Source organism: Blastococcus sp. LR1, from assembly GCF_020166105.1.
Classification (GTDB): domain Bacteria; phylum Actinomycetota; class Actinomycetes; order Mycobacteriales; family Geodermatophilaceae; genus Blastococcus.
Window position 1 is genome coordinate 583,834 of the sequence record NZ_JAIUJY010000003.1, and the last position, 16,844, is coordinate 600,677.

A 16,844-nucleotide genomic window follows, 5' to 3' on the forward strand; every position below is an offset into this window, starting at 1 on the left:
GACGCCCCTCCCAGGGTCCGCTCCCACCCTCGCGGGTGACCCGCACGCAGGCCTCGGGCAGGTGGGACGGCACGATGGGTGCCGTGACGGCAGGGACACGCGGCTCCATCTCGCCCTATGCGGTGTTCGACCGCTCCTCGTGGCGGGCGCTCGCGGCCGGCGACCAGCTGCCTCTGGACCAGGCCGACCTCGAGTCCCTCGCCTCCCTGGGTGACCGCATCGACCTCGATGAGGTCGCGACCGTCTACCTGCCCCTGGCCCGGCTGCTGGACCTGCACGTGACAGCCGAACGCCGGCTGTGGGCCGCGCAGAGCGAGTTCCTGGGCAACTCCACGGCGAAGGTCCCGTTCGTCATCGCGGTGGCCGGCAGCGTCGCCGTGGGCAAGAGCACGACCGCCCGCCTGCTGCAGACGCTCCTGGCCGCCGGCCCCGGGTCGCCGCGGGTGGACCTGGTGACGACCGACGGCTTCCTGCTGCCCAACGCCGTCCTCGAGGAGCGCGGTCTGCTCGGGCGCAAGGGCTTTCCCGAGAGCTACGACCGGCGGGCGCTGCTCCGCTTCCTGGCCGACGTGAAGTCCGGCCGCGAGGAGGTCGTGGCGCCGGTGTACGACCACCAGTCCTACGACGTCGTCGCCGGGCGGGTGCAGGCGGTGGACCGGCCGGACATCCTGGTCGTGGAGGGTCTCAACGTGCTGCAGGCCGGACGCCGCGCCGACGGGTCGGCGCCCGAGGTCTTCCTGTCGGACTTCTTCGACTTCTCCGTCTACGTGGACGCCGCCGAGACCGACGTCCAGCGCTGGTACGTCGAGCGCTTCCAGGCGCTGCGCCGCACCGCCTTCCAGGACACCTCCGCCTACTTCCACCGCTTCGCCGGGCTCTCCGACGACGAGGCCCGGGAGACGGCGCTGAGCATCTGGTCGGCGGTCAACGGCCCCAACCTGCGGGACAACATCGCGCCGACCCGGTCGCGGGCCCGCCTGGTGCTGCAGAAGGCGGCCGACCACTCGGTGCGCCGGGTGCTGCTGCGCAAGCTCTGAGCCGGCCCCCTCCCCCGACACGCCGTCCGGACCCGCTCACCCACGCATCTCGCGCCCCCGCCATGGCAGGACCTGACGACTCGAAGGGGTGATCAGGTGAGGTGTATCACGTGACCTGGGGCACTCATCGTGCCGACACTAGGTGGGACGCGTAAGCGTTCACTCACAGCTAGTGACTGCCGGCTCCCCCCGGCCGACCGGAAGGCACCACCATGTGCGCCCACCCCACCCCCTGCCCCGAGGCGACCAGCGAGGCCCGCGACCTCGCCGCCGTCGTGACCTCCCACCCCGAGCAGGGCTGGAGCCTGCTCTGCAACGGCGTCGTCCTGTTCGACGACGACGGTGAGCTGCTCCCCGACGGCCGCGCCTTCGCCGACCACCACGAGTGGCTCGCCCCCGGGCTCGTCAGCGCCTAGGACCGCTCCCCCGCCGCCTCCTGGGCGGCGTGCTCCACCCGGTCGCGGTACTCCCGCCACCAGGCGGCGTCGCGGTCGGGCAGGTTGTCCCCCACCTCCTGGTTGCCGACGACGCCGTCGATGAGCTCGCGCACGACGTCGACGTGGCCCGCGTGCCGGTGGGTCTCGGCGATGACGTGGATCAGGACGCGGTGCAGCGTCACCTCGGCGCCCCCGTCGGGCCCCCACCACGGGACGCGTCCCACGGCATCCAGCGGCAGCTCCGCCAGGAGCGCGTCGGTCCGCTCCCACGCGCGCCGGTAGCCGGCCAGGATCTCCTCGCGCGATTCCCCGGGCGTGGCCCACATGTCCACGTTGTCCTCCGGATCGGCGAGGAACCAGGGATGGGCCGGGCCGGGCGACCGTCCGAAGGGCACGGTCGCGTAGCCCTCCTCCACCCCCGCCACGTGCTTGATCACGCCCAGCACGTTGGTGCCGGTCGGCGTCAGCGGTCGCCGCACGTCGTACTCCGACAGCCCCTCGGCCTTGAGCAGGAGCACGTCGCGGCCCTCCTGCAGGTAGGTCCTGAGGTCGGCCTTGAGCTGGTCCGCGCCGGTCATGGCGGGCACCCTCCCACGAGGTGCTGACGGACAGGCCTCAGCGGGCGGCGCCCACGACGTCGGCCGCCGTGCCCAGGTCGTCCGGTGCCCCCTGCGCCCGCGCAGGCACGGTGCTGGGTACCTCGTGCGGCCCGACGGACTCCTCGATGTCGGCGAACGCCTCCGGCGGCGGGCACGAGCAGACCAGGTTGCGGTCGCCGTAGGCCTGGTCGATCCGCCGCACCGGGCTCAGGTACCCGCGGCCCTTCAGCGCCGGCACCGGGTAGACCGCCTCGCGGCGCGGATACGGACGCGCCCACTCCCCCGCCACCATGGCCAGGGTATGCGGAGCGTTGCGCAGCGGGTTGTCCTCGCGGTCGTACTCCCCCGTGGCGACCTTCTCGATCTCCCCGCGGATGTGCACCATCGCCTCGACGAACCGGTCGAGCTCGGCCTTGTCCTCGCTCTCGGTCGGCTCGACCATCAGCGTCCCGGCAACCGGGAAGCTCATCGTCGGCGCGTGGAAGCCGAAGTCGATCAGCCGCTTGGCGATGTCGTCGTTGGTGACGCCGGTGGCCTTGGTCAGCGGGCGGATGTCCAGGATGCACTCGTGGGCGACGAGCCCGTTGGCGCCGGTGTAGAGCACCGGGTAGTGCTCCCGCAGCCGGGCGGCCAGGTAGTTGGCGCCCAGGATCGCGTGCTGGGTGGCCTGGGTCAGCCCGTCCGGGCCCATGAGCCGCATGTAGGCCCAGGAGATCGGCAGGATGTCCGCCGAACCCCAGGGCGCCGCGGAGACCACCGGACCGTCCGTCCCTGTGCCGACGACCGGGTGGCCGGGGAGGAACGGCACCAGGTGCTCCCGGACGCCGATCGGGCCGACGCCGGGCCCGCCGCCGCCGTGCGGGATGCAGAAGGTCTTGTGCAGGTTCAGATGGCTGACGTCGGAGCCGAACCGGCCGGGCCGCGCGAGGCCCACCATGGCGTTGAGGTTGGCGCCGTCGACGTAGACCTGGCCGCCGGCGTCGTGCACCGCGCCGCAGATCTCCTGGATGTCGACCTCGAAGACGCCGTGCGTCGACGGATAGGTGATCATCAGCGCCGCCAGCCGGTCGGCGTGCTGCTCCACCTTGGCGTGCAGGTCGGCGACGTCGACGTTGCCCGCCTCGTCGCAGGCCACGACGACCACGCGCATGCCGGCCATGACGGCGCTGGCCGCGTTCGTGCCGTGCGCGGAGCTCGGGATCAGGCAGACGTCACGCTGGTCGTCCCCGCGCGAGCGGTGGTAGCCGCGGATCGCCAGCAGGCCGGCGAACTCGCCCTGTGATCCGGCGTTGGGCTGCACGCTCACCGCGGCGTACCCGGTCACCTCCGCCAGGCCCGCGCACAGCTCGTCGATCAGCTGGCGGTAACCGCGTGCCTGCTCCACCGGGGCGAAGGGGTGCAGGCCGGCGAACTCCGGCCAGGTGATCGCGGCCATCTCGGTGGCGGCGTTGAGCTTCATCGTGCACGAACCCAGCGGGATCATCGTGCGGTCCAGCGCCAGGTCCTTGTCCGACAGCGAGCGCAGGTAGCGCATCATCGCCGTCTCCGAGCGGTGCGCGGAGAAGACCGGGTGGGTGAGGAACGGCGTCCGGCGGCGGAGCTCGTCGGGCAGCGCGGCCGCGCCGTCGTCGTCGAGCGCCGAGTCGTCCACGGCGACGCCGAAGGCCTCGGCGACCGACCGCAGGACCGCGGGGGTGGTGGTCTCGTCGCACGCGACGGCCACCGTGTCGGCGTCGACCAGCCGGAGGTTGATCCGGCGCTGCGCGGCGGTGGCCACGACGTCGGCGGCGCGGCCGGGCACCCGCACCGCGATCGTGTCGAAGAAGTGCTCGTGCACCAGCTGGAGGCCGCCGGAGCGCAGCCAGCCGGCCAGCACCGTCGCGCTGCGGTGCACCCGCGCCGCGATCGCGGTCAGCCCCTCGGGCCCGTGGTAGACGGCGTAGGCGCCTGCCATCACGGCCAGCAGCACCTGCGCGGTGCAGATGTTGCTGGTCGCCTTCTCCCGGCGGATGTGCTGCTCGCGGGTCTGCAGGGCCAGGCGGTAGGCGACGTCGCCGTCGGCGTCCACCGAGACGCCGACCAGGCGGCCGGGCAGCTGGCGAGCCAGGCCCTCGCGGACCGACAGGTAGCCGGCGTGCGGACCGCCGTAGCCCATGGGGACGCCGAAGCGCTGACTGGTGCCGCAGGCGACATCGGCGCCCCACTCCCCCGGCGCCTCCAGCAACGTGAGGGCGAGCAGGTCCGCGGCGACGACGACGGCCGCGCCGGCCTCGTGCGCGGCGGCGGCCAGCGCGCGGTGGTCGCGGACCGCGCCGCTGGCGCCCGGGTAGGACAGCAGGACGCCGAACGCGCCGGCCTCGGGCAGATCGGTGGGCCACCCGGCGGACAGGTCCGTGACGTGCAGCCGGATGCCCAGCGGCTCGGCGCGGGTCCGCAGCACCCCGAGGGTCTGCGGCAGCGTGTCGGCGTCGACGACGAAGACGGCGTCCGCCTTCGCCCGCCCGGCCCGGCGCACCAGCGTCATCGCCTCGGCGGCCGCGGTCGCCTCGTCGAGCATGGAGGCGCCGGCGACGTCGAGGCCGGTGAGGTCGGCGACCGTCGTCTGGAAGTTGATCAGCGCCTCGAGCCGGCCCTGGCTGATCTCGGGCTGGTACGGCGTGTAGGCCGTGTACCAGGCCGGGTTCTCCAGCACCGTGCGCTGGATGACCGGCGGGGTGACCGTGCCGGAGTACCCCAGGCCGATCATCGAGGTGAAGACCTCGTTGGCGGCCGCGCGCTCGCGCAGCAGCGCGAGGACCGCGGCCTCGCTCTCGGCCGGCGGCAGGTCCAGCGGCGCGCGGTCGCGGACACCCTCGGGGACGCAGGCGTCGACCAGTGAGTCCAGTGACTGGAACCCGACGACCTCGAGCATCGCGGCGGTGTCACCGGGGCGGGGGCCGATGTGCCGGCCGATGAAGGAACCCGCGGGATCCAGCTCGTTCAGCGAGGGCAGCGGCACGAACTCGGCGGCGCGGTCGGTCACCACCCGAAGTTACTACTTCACTGTCGTCCTCCGGACGACCCCGCGGCCACGTGCCGTCCCGACCCCGGGGAGCCGCTTCGTCGTACCTGCGCGGACCCCTCCGGGGCCCACTCGGCACGACCGGACGAACTACGCCGTCGCGGCGCGCTGACGACGACGCATCGACAGCTCGTCGTCGGACGGCACGACCTGACCGCCGTCGATGCGCTCGGCCGGCAGCTCGGCGAGCTCACCGGAGAGCTCCCGCAGCGCGCCGGAGACGGCGATGCCGAAGACGCCCTGGCCGCCGGCGAGCAGGTCGACGACCTCCTCCGCGGAGGTGCACTCGTAGACCGTGGCGCCGTCGGAGAAGAGCGTGACGTTGGCCAGCTCCTTCACCCCGCGCTGGCGGAGGTGGTCGACGGCCTTCCGGATGTTCTGGAGCGAGACGCCGGTGTCCAGCAGTCGCTTGACGACCTTGAGCACCAGGATGTCGCGGAAGGAGTACAGCCGCTGCGTGCCGGAGCCGGTGGCGCTGCGGACGGAGGGAGCAACGAGGCCGGTACGGGCCCAGTAGTCCAACTGGCGGTAGGTGATCCCGGCAGCGGAGCAGGCGGTCGGGCCGCGGTAGCCGACGAGGTCGGTGTCCACGTCGTCGTAGGACGGCACCCCGACGGCGGCGTCGCTGAACAACTGACCCTGCGAGCCCTTGTCCTCGTCGCTCACGTCCAGCGTCCTCCTCTGTCCCGCCACGAATCGCGGCAGGTCGACGGTCCACACCCTCGTGACCTCAGGTGTCACACCGTTGTTCTTCGCCGACGGTAAGCCGGGGCGGGGGGCGGGTCAACTGAGCGGGGCGGCGTGTCGGGCCCGCTCACTCATTTCGAGTGAAGGATCCGGCGCGACCTGCCGAGAGGTTCCTGTTGGGCGTCAGGCGGGCCCGCCGCCGGACCCGGAGCCCGCGCCGAAGTCCTCCGGGGAGATCTGGTCGAGGAACTCGCGGAACTTCTCCACCTCGTCCTCCTGCTCGTCGGGGATCTCGATGCCGACCTCGTCGAGCAGGTCCTCGGCTCCGTAGATCGGTGCCCCGGTCCGGACGGCGAGGGCGACGGCGTCCGACGGGCGGGCGCTGACCACGCGCTCGTCGCCGAACACCAGCTCGGCGATGTAGATCCCGTCGCGCATCTCGGTGATGTTGACCGCCTCCAGCTCCGCACCCAGCGCGCGGACGACCTCGCGCAGCAGGTCGTGGGTCATCGGGCGGGCGGGACGGACGCCCTGCTGCTCGAAGGCGATCGCGGCGGCCTCGACGGCGCCGATCCAGATGGGCAGGTAGCGCTCACCCTGCGTCTCCTTGAGCAGCAGGATGGGCTGATTGCCCGGCAGTTCGACGCGGACGCCGACGACTCGAAGCTCCTGCACTGTGCGGCTCCTCGGCTGCGGCCCGGGGGGTCGGGCGGAACGGTCTGGTCAGGCGGCCGGTGACGGGTCGGGACGTCGGACGGGCTCGGACGGCGACGTCCCCACGGTACGCCCGGTCAGGGCCGGAGGAGATCGCGCAGGCGCGTCTCGAGCAATGCGGTGTGCAGCTGCGCGGAGAGCGCCGCGAGCTCGGCCAGCTTCTCGGTCGCGCGGGTCCGCGCCTCCTCGGAGCGGGCGCGCAGGACCGGTGCCACGAGCTGCTCGACCAGCCCGGCCTCGCGCTCCACGGCGCTGCGGTAGACCCGCAGGTGCCGCGGCTCGATGCCGTGCCGGGCCAGCCCGGCGGCGGCCCGCGCGATCGGCAGGTCGCCCGCCGGATGGCGGCCCTCGGCGTCGGTGGAGAGCAGCCCGAACTGCACGCAGTCGGCCAGCTGGCCGGGCTCGAGCCCCGCGGCACGGGCGAACTGCTCCGGGGTGAGCGGCGCCTCCTCCCCCTCGGCCGGCTCGGCCGGGGGCAGCGTCGCCGCCCCACCGGAGCCCGGGAGCGGCTCGCCGCGGTCCAGGGCGTCCAGGTGGTCCTTGATGACGCGCAGCGGGAGGTAGTGGTCCCGCTGCGCGGTCAGCACGTAGCGCAGCCGGCTCACGTCCGCCCGCGAGAACTTCCGGTACCCCGACGGCGTGCGCTGCGGGTGCACCAGGTCCTCGGACTCGAGGTAGCGGATCTTGCTGATCGTCACGTCGGGGAAGTCGTCGCGAAGAACAGCCAGCACCTCACCGATGGTCAGGCGAGGCGTGTGCTGATCGGCGGCGTCCCCGAGCGCGCGGTCGCGCTCGGGCACGCTCACTAGCGAGCGGCCGGCTCGCCGGTGCGCGGACCGGTGAGGTACACGAGCCGGAACTTGCCGATCTGCACCTCGTCACCGCCGGCGAGGTTGGCGACGTCGACCGGCTCGCGGTTGACGTAGGTGCCGTTCAGGCTGCCGACGTCGTGCACCGAGAAGCCGCCGCCCTCGCGGTGGAACTCGACGTGCCGACGGCTCACCGTCACGTCGTCGAGGAAGATGTCGCTGTCCGGGTGCCGCCCGGCCGTGGTGACGTCCTGGTCGAGCAGGAAGCGGCTCCCGGCGTTCGGGCCACGCTTGACGACCAGCAGGGCCGAGCCCGCCGGCAGCGACTCGACGGCGCCGGCGTGTGCGTCAGCGGCCTCGGCGGTGGCCTCGGGCTGCTCGCTCGAGTCCTCCCCGCCGACCTTGGGGATGACGCTGGTCGCGTCACCGACGCGCTCGGGAGCGAGGGCCGAGCCGCACTGCGCGCAGAAGCGACTGCCCTCGGGGTTCTCATGGCCACATCGAGTGCAGTGCACGTTGCGTCTCCTCCGGTGCGAGGGGCCCGCCGCGGGCCTCGGAACGGGCCGCGGGCGGCCGGCTTTCGGCGGGCCGGTCAGCCCGTCGTGGGTCGGCCGCCGCGGAGGCGGCGGACCGTTGGTCATGGAACCAGCCGGTCGGCCCGAGGGTCAACCGGATGTGCAGGGTGGGACGAACTGGTCTCCCGTAGGCGACCCCGGGCTCTCGCCCCAGCGCGATCATAGTGATCGATAGCGGGAGTCAGCCTGCTGGCGACCCCGTCACGCGCCGTCGACCAGCGCCTGGTAGGCGGCGGCGTCCAGCAGGTGACCCACGGGATCCCCGCCTTCCCCCGCGACGGCGATCTCCACCAGCCACCCGTCGCCGTACGGGTCGGAGTTCAGCAGCTCCGGCGTGTCGGCCAGGCGCTCGTTCACCGCGGCGACGGTCCCCGCCACGGGCGCGTAGACGTCGGAGACCGACTTGGTGGACTCCACCTCGCCGATCGCCGTCCCCGGGGCGACCTCGGCCCCCACGTCGGGCAGCTGCACGAAGACGATGTCGCCCAGCGCGTCCTGGGCGTGGTCGGTGATGCCGATGCGGACGACGCTCGACGTGCCGTCGGTGCCGTCCACCTTCGCCCACTCGTGCTGGTCGCTGTAACGGCGGTCGTCAGGGGTGCTCATGGTGGTATCTCTCCTGCATCGTCGTTCAGTCGCCGTCGTCGGGCGAAGCGTATTGAGGCCGGTCCAGCGGTCGCAACGCGTCCACCAGCACCAGCGGGGCCTGCTCGATGTCCACGCTGCCGCCGCGGTTGCCGATCGCCTGCACCACGCCGCCCGGGATGTTCATCGCCGTCTCGATGCCCTGCGGATCACCGATCACCACGAACTCGTACGGCGCGCTCAGCGACGTGCCGTCCACCCGGAGGCCGCCCGCCGAGCCGGTGACCGCCGACGACAGCCCGATCCGGACGCCGTCGACCTGCATGGTCTCCGCGCCGGCGCCGCGCAGCTCCTGGATGACGTCGATCAGGTCGCGGACCCGCACCTCGTCGGAGGGGTCCCGCACGGTGAGCGTGATCCCCCTCCCCTGGGCCGGGAGGGTGCCGTTGAGGATGCCGAGCGCCTCGGCCTGGCGCCGGGCCTCCTGGAGCGCGTTGCCGGTCCGGCTGCCGGACCCGGAGAGCTCCTGGAGCGCGGTGCGCTGCTCGGCGATCTGCGCCCGGAGGCGGCCCTCCCGGGAGTTGAGCTCGCCGAGGATCCGGACGAGGTCCTCCTCACGGGCGCCGGCGAGCACCTGGGCCTCGTCGGCGTTGCGCACCTGCACGGCGAGGGCGAACCCGAGGACCAGGGTGAGCACCCCGATGAGCGCCGCGGCGACCAGGTCCCGTCGCCGCCGTGACGCGCGAGGAGGAGCGGTCTCTCGCGCGGGGACCTCCCCCGCCGCGACCTCCTCTGCGACGGCCTCCCCCGGACGCGGTGCTGCGCCGGCCGGCTCCTCGGTCATGCCCGGAAGATGTGCCGCCGGATGGCCGCGGCGTTGCCGAAGATGCGGATGCCGAGGACGACGACGACCGCCGTCGACAGCTGCGCGCCCACGCCGAGCTGGTCGCCGAGGAAGACGATCAGGGCCGCGACGACGACGTTGGACACGAACGATATGACGAAGACCTTGGCGTCGAAGATGCCGTCCAGGCGGGCGCGGAACCCACCGAAGACGGCGTCCAGGGCGGCGACGACGGCGATCGGCAGATACGGCTGCAGCCACAGCGGGACCGTCGGGTCGAACAACAGCCCGAGGAGGATGCCCGCCGCGAGTCCGAGGATCGGGATCACGGGTTCAGCCTCCGGGCGAGGGGTCGGCGCCGGCATCCCGGCGGGTGGTGTCGAGGGGAACGGCTACGCGGAGTTCCGGCGGGCTGGCCGCGGGCAGGGACAGCTCGTCCTCCTTGGCGAAGTCGAAGCGCAGGCCGTAGTTCTTGGAGACCCACGCGACCGACCGCACCTCGGGATCGAGGAGGAAGGCCGCGGCGAGCTCATCGGGCTCCCCGATGGCACTGATCTCGTACGGGTTGGTGACCGGCCGGAAGTCGACCAGCACGGCCTCGCCGGCGAACCGGATGGCGCTGGTGGGCCCCAGCCGCTGGCCGTTGATGCTGATCGCCTCGGCGCCGGAGGCCCAGAGCGCGTTGACCACCTTCTGCAGGTCGCCGTCCTGGACGCGCTCGCCGCTGTTCTCCGACGTCCCCCCGCCGACGGGATCGTCGTCGGCGTCGGCCTCGGCGTTGGCCAGGGTGACCAGCAGGCCCGGACCGGTGACCGCCACGGCGGCGGTCCCCTGCTCGGCCCGGGCCAGCGCGTCGAGGGCGCGCTGGCCGACGGCGGTGGCGGCGAGCAGGTCGTCGCTCGTGCGGCTGACCTCGGCGCGCAGCTCCTCGAGCTGGACGGCGAGGTCGTCGCTGACCGCGGACTCGTCCTGGATGTCGCGCACCAGCGCCGCGCGGATCTCCTGCCGGCCCTGCTCCCGGGCCGAGGCCTGGTTGTAGGTGACGGCGAGCAGCAGGCCGGCGACGGCCATCGTCAGGGCGACCAGGACCTGTGCGCGCGGTCTGCGTGACGCCGGCGGCTCGTCCCGCGCGGCACGGGCCTCGGCCGCCTGGGCGTAGGCGGGGTCCAGCGTCTCGGCGAGGACGTCGTCCAGCAGGGACGCGCCCAGGGACCGGACGCCGCCCGGCCGACGGGTGCCGGTCACGGCCTGCCGGCCGCCCGGTCGCGAGCGACCAGCCCGATCACCTGGACGACGTAGAAGGCCCCGGCCAGCAGGTAGAGGGCGGTGCCCCAGATGGTGAGCGCCCAGGCGAAGGGGGCGCAGACGGTCGCCAGCCACCCGTCGCCGTCGGCGATCAGGAGCCCCGGGAAGGCGTAGAGCAGCAGCAGCGTGGCGGCCTTGCCGAGGTAGTGCACCTGCAGCGGCGGATAGGAGCGGGCCCGCAGGACCAGGAGCATCACGCCGAGCACCAGCTCGCGGCCGACGAGCGCCACGACGATCCACAACGGGATCACCTCGCGCAGCGCGAGCGCGATCAGCGTGCTGACGATGTAGAGCCGGTCGGCGGCGGGGTCCAGCAGCGCACCGAGCTTGCTGCCCTGGTCGAGGATGCGGGCGAGCTTGCCGTCGGCCCAGTCGGTGAACCCCGAGACCATGAGCACGGCGATCGCCCAGCCGTCCTCCTCCGGGCCCAGCAGGAGCCACAGGAACAGCGGGACGCCGAGCAGCCGCAGGACCGACAGCGCGTTGGGCACCGTCCAGATCCGGTCGGGCAGCTCCTCGCGGTTGCCGACCGCGGGCGTGCCCGGGGGTACGGCTGCGGGCGCCGACGGCCCGTTCGACGACGTCACGCTTCCTCCAGCCCCTGCACCACCTGCCCCGAGGCTAGCCGAAGGACCCCGTCCCCCTCCCCGCTCGCAGGCTCGCGGCGAGCCTCCGGACGCGGCCAGGGGTCAGGCGGGCACCGCGAGGGGCGAGGGAGCCGGTTCGTAGCCCAGCGGGCGGCGGTCGAAGGTGGCCGTTCCGTGCGTGACCGACCGGAGGACGCCGGGATAGCCGAGCAGTTCCACCTCGGGCACCTCGGCGCGCACCGTGGACCGGTTCTGCTCCGGGTCCGCCTCGCTCCCGGTGACGCGGGCCCGCCGGGCCGAGAGGTCGCTCATCACCGCCCCCACGTACTCGGCCGGCACGAGCACCTCGATCTCGCACCACGGCTCCAGGACCTGCGTGCCCACCGCGGCCGCGAGCTCCCGCAGCGCCAGCGCCCCGGCGGCCTGGAACGCGGCGTCCGAGGAGTCGACGCTGTGCGCCTTCCCGTCGACCAGGGTCACGTGGACGTCGACGACCGGACGGTCGTCGTGCACGCCCCGCTGCGCCTGGGCGCGGATCCCCTTCTCCACGCTCGCGTGGTACTGCCCCGGAACGGTGCCGCCCACGATGCGCTGGTCGAAGACGACGCCCGATCCCGGCGGCCCCGGCTCCCCCTCGACCACCACGACGGCGTACTGCCCGTGCCCGCCGGACTGCTTGACGTGCCGGCCGGTCACCCGGGCCGACCCCCGCAGCGTCTCGACCAGCGGCACCCGCACCGGAACCGTGGTGACGGCGACGCCGTGCCGCGTCCTGAGCCGGTCGAGCAGCACCTCCGCGTGCCCGTCCCCCACGCACCAGAGGATCAGCTGCCCGGTGTCGGCACGGCGCTCCAGCCGCACGGTGGGGTCCTCCGCCACCAGCCGGCTCAGGGCGGTGGCCATCCGGTCCTCGTCGGCGTGGGACGCGGCCTCGATCGCGACCGGCAGCTGGGGCACCGGCAGGTTCCACGGCGGCACGAGCCTCGGGTCCGCAGGCTCGCTGAGGGTGTCGCCGGTCTCCGCGGTGGAGAGCTTGGCGACGGCGCAGACGTCACCGGCCGGGCAGTGGCTCACCGGGCGCAGCGTCGCTCCCAGGGGCGAGGTCAGCACCCCGATCCGCTCGTCGGCGTCGTGGTCGGGATGGCCGCGGTCGGCGAGCCCGTGCCCGGAGACGTGCACGGCGACGTCGGGGCGCAGGGTGCCGGAGAAGACCCGCACCAGCGAGATCCGTCCGACGTAGGGGTCGGTCGTCGTCTTGACGACCTCGGCCACCAGCGGGCCGTCGGGGTCGCAGGTCAGTGCCGGCGCCGGCGAGCCGTCGGGCCTGGTGTCGGGCGGGCAGCCGTGCTCGGCCGGGCACGGGAAGGCGTCGCCGAGGAGGTCCAGCAGTTCACCGATGCCGACGCCGGTGAGCGGGGAGGCGCAGAGCACCGGGTGGAAGTGCCCGCGGGCGACGGCGGTCTCCAGATCGGCCACCAGGTCGGCCACCGCCAGCTCGTCGCCGGCGAGGTAGCGCTCCAGAAGCGTCTCGTCCTCGCTCTCGCCGATGATGCCCTCGATGAGCTCGGCCCGGAGCCGGTCGGCGTCCCGGCCGGCGCCGCTGCGGGCCGGTGGCTCCAGCAGGGTCAGCAGGCCGCGCGCCGCGCCGTCGGCTCCCCGGTCGACCAGGTGCAGGGGGTGCACCCCCGCTCCCAGCATCAGCTGGGCCAGGCGGACGGCCTCGTCGACATCGGCGCGCGCCCGGTCGATCTGGGTGAGGACGACGGCCCGCGGCAGCCCGACCGCGGAGCACTCCTGCCACAGCTGCACGGTGGCGGCGTCCATGCCGTTGACGGCGGAGACGACGAAGAGCGCCGAGTCCGCGGCGCGCAGCCCGGCCCGCACCTCCCCCACGAAGTCCGGCGACCCGGGGGTGTCGAGCAGGGTGATGCGGCGGCCGCCGTGCTCGAAGGTGGCGACCCCGAGCGACACCGAGCGCTGCTGGCGGATCTCGACCTCCTCGGTGTCGAGGCAGGTCGTGCCGTCCTCCACGCGGCCGGCACGTGACACCGCTCCGGCGGCAGCCAGGAGGGCCTCGGCCAGCGTCGTCTTGCCTGCGCCGGAGTGACCGACCAGGGCCACGTTGCGCACGTCGGCCGCGGGCCGGGGGGCCGGTGCCGTTCCGGTGTCCTTCGCCACGGCGACTCCCGACGACGCTCGACTGTGGTCCGCGTCACAGCCTGCCCGCCTTCGCGCGAGCGATCAAGGGGCCGGTGAACGCTCCGTCGCCCGGCGGGCCATCTCCCGGAGCCCGCGCCGGTGGATCAGCCATCCTCCGACGATCAGCACCACCCCGGAGGCGAGGAAGGCGAGATCCCAGCTCAGCGGGCCGCCCAGGTCGTCGCGCACGTGGTGGACGCCCAGCAGCTGGTGGTCGATCAGCCCCTCCACGAGGTTGAACAGACCCCAGCCGGCGACGACCAGCCCGAGGTGGAAGCTCCAGCTCGGCGCGATCCGGCCCTGCCGCCAGGCGACGAGAGCGGTGAGGGTCCCGGCGAAGGTCAGCACCCAGGTGGCGAGGTGGAAGAGACCGTCGGCGGTCGTGTTCAGCTCCAGCCCGGCGACCGTCGTGGGCTCCTCGACCGCGCTGACCATGTGGTGCCACTGGAGGATCTGGTGCAGCACGATGCCGTCGAGGAAGCCGCCGAAGCCGAGCCCGTAGAGGAGCCCGGTGGCGCGGGAGGGCAGCCGCTCCCGCACCCGGGTGTCGGGAATCGCCATGGCGGGCCGCTACCCCCTTCTCCGGGCCGGCACCCGCCCGCGCATGCTGGAGGCATGAGCACGAGCGACCACGCCGCCGGCCGGGAACAGGCGACGGGCACGTCCCACGCCGTCCTCCGCAGCACTGCGGACCTGCCCGCCCCGTGGGCGGCGATCTGCGGCGCGTCGGTGGACGTCGTCCAGGGCCGGTGGAACGGTCCGCGCGGGCTCGGCTCGGACAAGCCCTGCGCGGACTGCCGACGGCTCGCCGAGAGCTGAGCTCAGCGCCGGACCGCCCGCGCCAGCCGCCGGGCACCGACGACGGCCACCCCGGCCGCGAGCACCCACGGCCCGCCGACGACCACTGGGTCGAGCACGTGGTGCCGTGCGTCGACCCGGCCACGCCGGGAGCTCAGACCGCCATGGGTGAACTCCGCGCGCATACCGGTGGCCGGGACGTCCGGCCGCAGGGTGGCGAAGGACCTCAGGTGGCTCCCCCATGCGTCCACGCGGTCGCCGACGACCAGCAGCATCCAGTGCGCCAGGCGGCCCTCGCTGAAGCGCTCGTAGGCGAGCCGGCGGATCGCCCCCGACGCGCCCGTCAGCGGCTGGGCGGTCCCGAACACCGGCGTCACGAACGCGTGCTCGATGGACCGCTCGCGACCCTCGCTCCCGGGCTGACGCTCGGGGAACTCCCAGTGGGCTCCGGTGGTCTCCGGCGCGTAGCGCAGCTTGGGGTGCGACGGGCGGTCCGCCGGGTCCAGGTCCGCGCCCCAGCCGGGGATGCGCGCCCGCAGCTGCTCGTTGGTCTCCCGGACCGTCCGCTTGTCGCGGACGTAGGCGGTGGGGATGTCGTTCTCGGTCATCGTCGCTCCCTCAGGCCGCGCTGGGCACGATCAGCGGCTTGATGCAGCCGTCGAGCTTGTTGGAGAACACGTGGTAGGCCTCGGGGATCTCCTCGAGCGGGAACCGGTGGGTCACCATCTCGCTCGGCTTGAGGTAGCCGTTGCGGATGTGCTCGAACAGGCGCGGCCACTGGCGCTTCACCGGCGCCTGGTTCATCCGCAGGGTCAGCCCCTTGTTCAGCGCGTCGCCGAACTTCACCGCGTTCGGGATCGGCCCGTAGGCGCCCATCACCGAGATCGTGCCGCCCTTGCGGGCGCCGTCGATGGCCCAGTTCAGCGCCACCGGGGAGCCACCCTGCATCTTGAGCTTGGCGCCGGCGACGTGCTGCAGCAGGTTGCCGTCGGCCTCGGCGCCCACGCACTCGATGACGACGTCGGCACCCAGGTAGTCGGTCTGCTTCTTCAGCTCGACCACGATGTCCTGGTACTCGGCGAAGTTGAGCGTCTCGGCGTGCGCGAAGTCCCGCGCCTTCTCCAGCCGGTAGTCCAGGTGGTCGACGACGATCACCCGCCCGGCGCCCATCAGCCACGAGGACTGGGCGGCGACCAGGCCCACCGGGCCGGCGCCGAAGACGACGACGGTGTCGCCCTCGGAGATGTCGCCCAGCTGGGCCCCGAAGTAGCCGGTGGACGTCGCGTCGGTGAGCAGGACGGCGTCCTCGTCGCTCATCCAGTCCGGGATCTTCGCCGGGCCGACATCGGCGAACGGCACGCGCACGTACTCCGCCTGCCCGCCGTCATACCCGCCGGTGGTGTGCGAGTAGCCGTAGATGCCGCCGACCGCGGTCGCGTTGGCGTTCACGTTGTGGCAGTTGGAGTAGAGGCCGCGGGCGCAGAACCAGCACGACCCGCAGTAGATGTTGAACGGGACCATCACCCGGTCCCCGACCTTCAGGTTCTGCACCGAGGAGCCGACCTCGTGCACGACGCCGATGAACTCGTGGCCGAAGGTGTGGCCGATCCGGGTGTCCGGCATCAGCCCGTGATAGAGGTGCAGGTCCGATCCGCAGATGGCGGCGAGCGTCACGCGGATGATCGCGTCGTTCGGGTGCTCGATCGCCGGGATGTCCTTCTCCTCGACCCGAATCTTGTAGGGGCCGCGGTAGACCATCGCTCGCATGCGCGTCGCTCTCGTACGGGGAGCCGCCGGTTCGCGCGCGGCTCGGGCAGGGCGCGCCGGCACTGCTCACCGGCACCTGTGAGCCTCCGTCATGACCGCGACTCCGGCCGCCGAAACGCTTGACAGGCAAGCCGCTACTTGCCTTTACTGAACCGCGTGGACGCCGACCCGGAGCTGTTCAGGGCTCTCGGCGATGCGACCCGCCGCGTGATCCTCGACGAGCTGACCGACCGCGACGGTCAGACGCTGTTCGAGATCTGCGGTCGGCTGGCCATGAAGCACGGCCTCACCTCCTCGCGCCAGGCCATCTCCCAGCACCTCGCGGTGCTCGAGGGCGCCGGCCTCGTGCGCACCCGGCGGGAGGGCCGCTACAAGTTCCACCACCTCGATACGGGCCCGCTCCGTGCGCTCGTCGAGCGGTGGCCCATCGACCGAGAGGCACCCCCGTGATCCGCATCAACGTCACCAGCGTGTACGTCGACGACCAGGCCAAGGCGCTGGCGTTCTACACCGAGAAGCTCGGGTTCGTGAAGAAGACCGACGTGCCCGCCGGAGAAGGCCGCTGGCTCACCGTCGTCTCCCCCGCCGAGCCCGACGGCGTCGAGCTGCTGCTGGAGCCGACCGGCCACCCGGCGGCGAAGGTCTACAAGGAGGCGCTGGTCGCCGACGGGATCCCGTTCACCTCGTTCGCCGTGGACGACGTCCACACCGAGGCCGAGCGGCTCAAGGGGCTCGGCGTCGTCTTCACCCAGGACCCGGTGGACTACGGCCCCGTCGTCGTCGCCGTCCTCGACGACACCTGCGGCAACCTCATCCAGCTCGCCACGATGAAGTAGCCGC

At 73.1% G+C, this 16,844-nt stretch carries 20 protein-coding genes; 5 read left to right on the top strand and 15 right to left on the bottom strand.

Translation table 11 applies throughout. From position 1 onward, the window contains the following. Nucleotides 1-74: 74 nt before the first annotated feature. Entirely contained in the window at nt 75-1,037 is a 963-nt protein-coding gene (coaA, locus tag LBW97_RS11535) for a type I pantothenate kinase (RefSeq protein ID WP_224499583.1), read from the top strand. 212 nt (nt 1,038-1,249) lie between these two features. Beyond that, a complete protein-coding gene (locus tag LBW97_RS11540; RefSeq protein ID WP_224499516.1) occupies nt 1,250-1,453 on the top strand; it encodes a DUF5999 family protein in 204 nt (67 codons plus the stop codon). Here LBW97_RS11540 and LBW97_RS11545 read toward each other — a convergent pair. The 13 genes from LBW97_RS11545 to LBW97_RS11605 all read right to left on the bottom strand — a co-directional run bounded on the left by LBW97_RS11545 (nt 1,450) and on the right by LBW97_RS11605 (nt 14,000). Next, a complete protein-coding gene (locus LBW97_RS11545) occupies nt 1,450-2,052 on the bottom strand; it encodes a DinB family protein (protein WP_224499517.1) in 603 nt (200 codons plus the stop codon). The two genes, LBW97_RS11540 and LBW97_RS11545, sit on opposite strands and share 4 nt — an antisense overlap. Nucleotides 2,053-2,089: 37 nt before the next feature. Then, complete coding sequence (gene gcvP, locus LBW97_RS11550) at nt 2,090-5,095, bottom strand: aminomethyl-transferring glycine dehydrogenase (RefSeq protein WP_224499518.1); 3,006 nt, start codon at nt 5,093-5,095, stop codon at nt 2,090-2,092. Nucleotides 5,096-5,224: 129 nt separating this feature from the next. After that, nucleotides 5,225-5,767 (bottom strand): MerR family transcriptional regulator, encoded by a 543-nt coding sequence (locus LBW97_RS11555; RefSeq protein ID WP_224499584.1) that lies wholly within the window; start codon nt 5,765-5,767, stop codon nt 5,225-5,227. Between the two features lie 237 nt (nt 5,768-6,004). Further along, the gene (locus LBW97_RS11560) at nt 6,005-6,496 is read right to left on the bottom strand and encodes a bifunctional nuclease family protein (RefSeq protein ID WP_224499519.1); all 492 of its coding nucleotides are present in this window, start codon (nt 6,494-6,496) and stop codon (nt 6,005-6,007) included. Nucleotides 6,497-6,612: 116 nt separating this feature from the next. After that, on the bottom strand, nt 6,613-7,335 hold the full coding sequence (locus LBW97_RS11565; RefSeq protein WP_224499520.1) for a MerR family transcriptional regulator: 723 nt from the start codon (nt 7,333-7,335) through the stop codon (nt 6,613-6,615). Between the two features lie 5 nt (nt 7,336-7,340). Next, nucleotides 7,341-7,859, bottom strand: a complete 519-nt coding sequence (locus tag LBW97_RS11570; protein WP_224499521.1) for an FHA domain-containing protein — start codon at nt 7,857-7,859, stop codon at nt 7,341-7,343. Between the two features lie 261 nt (nt 7,860-8,120). Next, complete coding sequence (gene gcvH, locus LBW97_RS11575; protein ID WP_224499522.1) at nt 8,121-8,525, bottom strand: glycine cleavage system protein GcvH; 405 nt, start codon at nt 8,523-8,525, stop codon at nt 8,121-8,123. Nucleotides 8,526-8,550: 25 nt separating this feature from the next. Further along, a complete protein-coding gene (locus tag LBW97_RS11580) occupies nt 8,551-9,348 on the bottom strand; it encodes a DUF881 domain-containing protein (RefSeq protein ID WP_224499523.1) in 798 nt (265 codons plus the stop codon). Next, nucleotides 9,345-9,677: a small basic family protein gene (locus LBW97_RS11585; protein ID WP_224499524.1), complete on the bottom strand. Its 333-nt coding sequence runs from the start codon at nt 9,675-9,677 to the stop codon at nt 9,345-9,347. Before LBW97_RS11585 ends, LBW97_RS11580 begins: the two co-directional genes overlap by 4 nt. A 4-nt stretch (nt 9,678-9,681) precedes the next feature. Beyond that, nucleotides 9,682-10,593 carry a DUF881 domain-containing protein gene (locus LBW97_RS11590; RefSeq protein ID WP_224499525.1) on the bottom strand — a complete coding sequence of 304 codons (912 nt, stop codon included), beginning with the start codon at nt 10,591-10,593 and terminating at the stop codon, nt 9,682-9,684. Then, nucleotides 10,590-11,240 carry a CDP-alcohol phosphatidyltransferase family protein gene (locus tag LBW97_RS11595; protein ID WP_224499526.1) on the bottom strand — a complete coding sequence of 217 codons (651 nt, stop codon included), beginning with the start codon at nt 11,238-11,240 and terminating at the stop codon, nt 10,590-10,592. Before LBW97_RS11595 ends, LBW97_RS11590 begins: the two co-directional genes overlap by 4 nt. 102 nt (nt 11,241-11,342) lie before the next feature. Beyond that, nucleotides 11,343-13,418 carry an elongation factor G-like protein EF-G2 gene (locus LBW97_RS11600; protein ID WP_224499527.1) on the bottom strand — a complete coding sequence of 692 codons (2,076 nt, stop codon included), beginning with the start codon at nt 13,416-13,418 and terminating at the stop codon, nt 11,343-11,345. 63 nt (nt 13,419-13,481) lie between these two features. Beyond that, nucleotides 13,482-14,000: a DUF2243 domain-containing protein gene (locus tag LBW97_RS11605; protein ID WP_224499528.1), complete on the bottom strand. Its 519-nt coding sequence runs from the start codon at nt 13,998-14,000 to the stop codon at nt 13,482-13,484. A gap of 54 nt (nt 14,001-14,054) precedes the next feature. Between LBW97_RS11605 and LBW97_RS11610 the strand changes: the two genes are divergently transcribed. Beyond that, nucleotides 14,055-14,258 carry a hypothetical protein gene (locus tag LBW97_RS11610; RefSeq protein ID WP_224499529.1) on the top strand — a complete coding sequence of 68 codons (204 nt, stop codon included), beginning with the start codon at nt 14,055-14,057 and terminating at the stop codon, nt 14,256-14,258. Nucleotides 14,259-14,260: 2 nt separating this feature from the next. On the opposite strand, the gene LBW97_RS11615 is transcribed toward LBW97_RS11610, so the two are convergent. Next, nucleotides 14,261-14,845 carry a hypothetical protein gene (locus tag LBW97_RS11615; protein WP_224499530.1) on the bottom strand — a complete coding sequence of 195 codons (585 nt, stop codon included), beginning with the start codon at nt 14,843-14,845 and terminating at the stop codon, nt 14,261-14,263. Nucleotides 14,846-14,855: 10 nt separating this feature from the next. Continuing rightward, nucleotides 14,856-16,004, bottom strand: coding sequence for a zinc-dependent alcohol dehydrogenase (locus LBW97_RS11620; protein WP_224499531.1), 1,149 nt, complete (start codon nt 16,002-16,004; stop codon nt 14,856-14,858). Between the two features lie 156 nt (nt 16,005-16,160). Between LBW97_RS11620 and LBW97_RS11625 the strand changes: the two genes are divergently transcribed. Continuing rightward, the gene (locus LBW97_RS11625) at nt 16,161-16,454 is read left to right on the top strand and encodes a helix-turn-helix transcriptional regulator (protein ID WP_224499532.1); all 294 of its coding nucleotides are present in this window, start codon (nt 16,161-16,163) and stop codon (nt 16,452-16,454) included. Then, nucleotides 16,451-16,840 carry a VOC family protein gene (locus LBW97_RS11630; protein WP_308010459.1) on the top strand — a complete coding sequence of 130 codons (390 nt, stop codon included), beginning with the start codon at nt 16,451-16,453 and terminating at the stop codon, nt 16,838-16,840. Before LBW97_RS11625 ends, LBW97_RS11630 begins: the two co-directional genes overlap by 4 nt. Nucleotides 16,841-16,844 lie beyond the last annotated feature (4 nt).